General features: G+C 64.7%; 5 protein-coding genes. 2 read left to right on the plus strand and 3 right to left on the minus strand.

Features of this window, described 5'->3' with window-relative positions; all coding sequences use genetic code 11:
• Both IC66_RS48460 and IC66_RS0126990 read left to right on the plus strand, forming a co-directional pair.
• A partial coding sequence (locus tag IC66_RS48460) for a hypothetical protein (protein ID WP_244429175.1) occupies positions 1-320 on the plus strand: 320 nt, incomplete at its 5' end.
• A gap of 3 nt (positions 321-323) precedes the next feature.
• On the plus strand, positions 324-1484 hold the full coding sequence (locus tag IC66_RS0126990; RefSeq protein ID WP_028142187.1) for a glutathionylspermidine synthase family protein: 1161 nt from the start codon (positions 324-326) through the stop codon (positions 1482-1484).
• Positions 1485-1775: 291 nt separating this feature from the next.
• On the opposite strand, the gene IC66_RS0126995 is transcribed toward IC66_RS0126990, so the two are convergent.
• The 3 genes from IC66_RS0126995 to IC66_RS0127005 all read right to left on the minus strand — a co-directional run bounded on the left by IC66_RS0126995 (position 1776) and on the right by IC66_RS0127005 (position 4275).
• Positions 1776-2648: a CheR family methyltransferase gene (locus IC66_RS0126995; RefSeq protein ID WP_028142186.1), complete on the minus strand. Its 873-nt coding sequence runs from the start codon at positions 2646-2648 to the stop codon at positions 1776-1778.
• Complete coding sequence (locus IC66_RS0127000) at positions 2645-3835, minus strand: protein-glutamate methylesterase/protein-glutamine glutaminase (protein WP_038949768.1); 1191 nt, start codon at positions 3833-3835, stop codon at positions 2645-2647. The genes IC66_RS0126995 and IC66_RS0127000 overlap by 4 nt, the downstream gene beginning before the upstream one ends.
• Positions 3836-3909: 74 nt before the next feature.
• The gene (locus IC66_RS0127005; protein WP_007600538.1) at positions 3910-4275 is read right to left on the minus strand and encodes a response regulator; all 366 of its coding nucleotides are present in this window, start codon (positions 4273-4275) and stop codon (positions 3910-3912) included.
• Positions 4276-4406 lie beyond the last annotated feature (131 nt).

The following is a 4406-nucleotide window of genomic DNA, read 5'->3' on the forward strand; positions in this document are numbered from 1 at the left end:
CGACGAAGCGCTCAGGCCATGTCGCCCTGCTGGTGATGGGCACGCTCGCGGTCGGCACCACCGCCTACACGATGATGCCGCGGCAGAATTGCGAGCCCACGCCCGGCGCCGTGCCGGGGCAGACGACCACGACCTGCACAAGCAGCAGCGGCAGCAGCTCGTCAGGCGGCAGCAGCTCGCGCTGGTCGTCGCGGTCGAGCTTCTTCAGCAGCGATTCTTCGAGCCATTCCTCCTCGAGCACGTCGTCCGATTCCGGCCACAGCAGCGTCAGCCGCGGCGGCTTCGGCTCGTTCGGCCATGGCTTCTCGGGCGGCGGTTGATCCATGCAGCGCATCAATTGCCTGGAGCGCGACGACTGGCGGGAGACCGCGGCGCAATGCGGCTTCGTCTTCCACACCATCGACGGCGAACGCTATTGGGACGAGCGCGCTTATTACGGCTTCACGCTCGACGAGATCGAGCGCGGCATCGAGACGCCGACCGCCGAGATCGAGGCGATGTGCCTGGAGCTTGCCGGCCGCGTCATCGGCGAGGAGCGATATTTGCGGCGCTTGCAGATTCCGGAAGCGTTCTGGAGCCTGATCGCCGAGAGCTGGCAGCGCGACGACCGCAGCCTCTATGGCCGGCTCGATTTGAAATTCGACGGCAAGTCGCCGGCAAAACTGCTCGAATACAACGCGGATACGCCGACCTCGATCTTCGAGGCCGCGGTGTTTCAATGGACCTGGCTCGAGCAGGCGATCGAGCGCCGCATCGTCCCTGTTCGCGCCGATCAGTTCAACTCCATCCATGAGCGATTGATCGCGGCGTGGAAGGAGATCGCCGCGGGCCGCCACGTCCATCTCACCGGCACCACCGACAACTCGGAAGACGCCGGCACGCTCGCTTATCTCGAGGACACCGCGCGCCAGGCCGGCCTCTCGACCAGGTTGCTCGACATCGAAGAGGTCGGCTGGCGCGATGAGCCTGGCGGCTTCGTCGATCTCGACGAGGCCGACATCGCACTCGCCTTCAAGCTCTATCCCTGGGAATGGATGTTCCAGGATTCCTTCGGCGCGAAGCTGAAGGAGGCGCCGACGCGCTGGATCGAGCCGCCGTGGAAAGCGGTGCTCTCCAACAAGGGCATTTTGCCGCTGCTGTGGGAGATGTTTCCGAACCATCCCCATCTGCTGCCGGCGTTCTTCGAGGACGACGCGCGGGCAGCGGAGCTCGGAACATCGTATGTCCGCAAGCCGCTGCTGTCGCGCGAAGGCGCCAACGTCACGATCGTGTCCGGCGGCGTATCGCTGGACGAGCAGGAAGGTCCCTACGGCGCCGAAGGTTTCGTGCGCCAAGCGCTCTCGCCGCTGCCGAATTTTTCAGGCTTCTATCCGGTGGTGGGAAGCTGGCTGGTGAACCACGAGCCGTGCGGATTGTCGATCCGCGAGGACGAGAGCCCGATCACGGGCAACCGCTCGCGGTTTCTGCCGCATGCGATTTTGTGATTTGTCATTCCGGGGCGCGACAAAGTCGCGAGCCCGGAATCCATGGTCCCAGGCGGATCGAATGGCCCCGCGTCTAACCACCTGCCTGTTACGATGGCTTGTGGTTATGGATTCCGGGCTCGGCGCTGACGCGCCGCCCCGGAATGACGAGGAGAAGATTCACCTCGCAGCAGTATCGTAGGGTGGGCAAAGCGAAGCGTGCCCACCATTTCAGTTGCACAATTGGATCGATGGTGGGCACGGCGCAAGTGCGCCTTTGCCCACCCTACGATTCCTAACGCGTGGAGGAATTCACCTCGCCGCAGCAATCTTCAGCGGCTGCGGCATCAATCCGCCCATGGGGCGGCCGGAGCGTGCGGGGTTGAGCTGGTAGAGACCGCGGCGGTCGGTGATGGGACGGAACGCATCGGTGATGCCGACGACGGATTCGGCGGCGCCAAGCAGCAACGTGCCGTCGGCCTCCAGGCCCTTCGCCATCCGCTCGAAGATCACCGCCTTGGTGTCCTGGTCGAAATAGATCAGCACGTTGCGGCAGAAGATCACGTCGAACGTGCCGAGATGGGAGAAGTCCTGCAGCAGATTGAGCTGGCGGAACTGCACCATGGCGCGAATGTCGGCATTGAGCTGCCAGGTCTCGCCGGCTTGCGTGAAATACTTCATCAGGTGCTGGATCGGCAGGCCGCGCTGCACTTCGAACTGGCTGTAGATTCCGGCCTTGGATTTCTCCAGCACCTCCTGCGACAGATCGGTGGCGACGATCTCGATGCGCCAGCCGGCCAACGCTGCGCCCATCTCCTTCACGCACATCGCGATCGAATAGGGCTCCTGACCCGTCGACGACGCCGCCGACCAGATGCGCAAGCTCTTGCGCGCCGCGCGCGCCTTGATCAGGCCCGGCAGGATGGTGTCGCGCAAGTGATCGAAGGGAATCTTGTCGCGGTAGAAGAAGGTCTCGTTGGTGGTCATCGCTTCGACGACGTCGGTGGCAAGCCGGCCGTCGCCGTTCCTGATCTTCAGCACGAGATCGGGAATGCCTGACAGACTCGCCTTGCGCGCCAGCGGCAAGAGCCGGCTCTCGACCAGATATTGCTTGTCGGGGGACAGATCGAGTCCGGAGCGCTCTTTCAGGAACTTACGCAGATAGTCGTAGTCAACCGGCGTCACGCGCGATCTCCCGCGAACAGGCGGTTGACCTTGGCGCCGATCTGGTTGAGCGGCAGGATCGCCGCGCAGATGCCGGCATTGGCCGCCGCGCCCGGCATGCCCCAGACCACGCTGGAGGCTTCGTCCTGCGCGATGACGCTGCCGCCGGCGGCAACGATGTCCTTGCCGCCGCGCATACCGTCCGAGCCCATGCCGGTCAGGATCACGGAGAGGATGCTGCCGTGCCAGATGTCGATGGCGGAGGTGAAGAGCGGATCGACCGCGGGCTTGCAGAAATTGACGGCGGGGCCGTCGTCGAGCGCGATCACGGTGTCCGCGCCGCTGCGCACCACGCGCATGTGCTTGCCGCCGGGCGCAAGATAAATCCGCCCCGGCTTCACCGGCTCGCCGTCGACCGCCTCGGCTGCCGGCTTACGGCTCGAACGCGCCAGATGCTCGGCAAGGATGGTGGTGAAGGTCGGCGGCATGTGCTGGGTGATCAGCACCGGGAAGCGGTCGATCACCGGGCCGAGCTCGGTGACGAGCGCCATCAGCGCCTGCGGACCGCCGGTCGAGGAGCCGATCAGCAGCACCTTGGGCGCCTGAGTGGAGAACGGGCGCATGGTGAGCGCCCCTGACGACGCAGCAGGCACCGCCGGAACGGGCGCTGTGGGCCGCGCAACAGGACTACGCGGGGCCGGAGCCGGGCTTGCGGGCGCCAGCGGCGGGCTTGCGACCGCGGCCTTGCGACGCAGCCGCGCACCGAGATGGCGGATCTTCTGGATCAGGTCGTGATGAAAGATGTCGGCGGCCGACGCCTCGCGCGTCGATTCCGGCTTCGGAATGTAATCGGCGGCGCCGAGCGACAGTGCCTTGAAGCTGATCTCCGCGTTACGGCGGGTCAGCGTCGAAGCCATGATGATGACGAGATCGCGCTTCTTCCCCAGCAACTGCGGCAGCGCCGAGATGCCGTCGAGCTCGGGCATTTCGATGTCGAGCACGGCAACGTCGGGATTGATGCGTTCGATCTGGTTGACCGCTTCGAGCCCGGTGCGCAGCGAGGCAGCGACCTCCATGTCGTGCTCGGCACCGATCCAGCGCGAGATCAGACCGCGGATGACGACGGAGTCGTCGACGATCATCACCCGCAGCGGCCCCGCTTCGCGCGAGCCGGTCGTGGTCGAATTACCTGCGAACGCAACACTCATTACTCACCAACTCAGACTGAAAGGGTACAGTTGAAAACGAGCGCCGAAGCATCCTTCGGCCTCCGGCCGATCGCTCAGATAAGGCCGACTTCCTGGAATTTCGCCGTCACAATGTCCTTGTCGAACGGCTTCATGATGTATTCGTTGGCGCCGGCATGCAGTGCGCGCGCGATATGCGCGACGTCGTTCTCGGTGGTGCAGAACACGACCTTGGGCTGATCGCCGCCGGGCATGCGCCTGAGATGGCCGAGGAACTCGTAGCCGTCCATCACGGGCATGTTCCAGTCGAGCAGCACCGCATCGGGCAAGCCGCGCTTGCAAGCCTCCAGCGCCTTCTCACCGTCCTCGGCTTCGAGGATCTGGAAGTCGAGGCCCTCCAGGATCCGGCGCGCAACCTTGCGAATGACGCTGGAATCATCAACGACGAGACAAGTTCGCATGTGAACCTCTGCTTCCTCCCCCTTTGCGGGGGGCACTTCCAATTGCAAGTCCGTCGGCGACGATGCCGCCGTATCAGGCCGCCATCATCTCGGGCGCGAGCTCGAGGACGCGATCGACGTCGAGGACGACC

It is taken from the genome of Bradyrhizobium genomosp. III (assembly GCF_000261705.1).
Classification (GTDB): Bacteria; Pseudomonadota; Alphaproteobacteria; order Rhizobiales; family Xanthobacteraceae; genus Bradyrhizobium; species Bradyrhizobium ottawaense.

Coding starts and splice junctions, on each gene's coding strand:
- IC66_RS0126990 (WP_028142187.1), top strand. CDS start 324: ATGCAGCGCATCAATTGCCTGGAGCGCGACGACTGGCGGGAGACCGCG.
- IC66_RS0127000 (WP_038949768.1), bottom strand. CDS start 3,835: ATGAGTGTTGCGTTCGCAGGTAATTCGACCACGACCGGCTCGCGCGAA.
- IC66_RS0127005 (WP_007600538.1), bottom strand. CDS start 4,275: ATGCGAACTTGTCTCGTCGTTGATGATTCCAGCGTCATTCGCAAGGTT.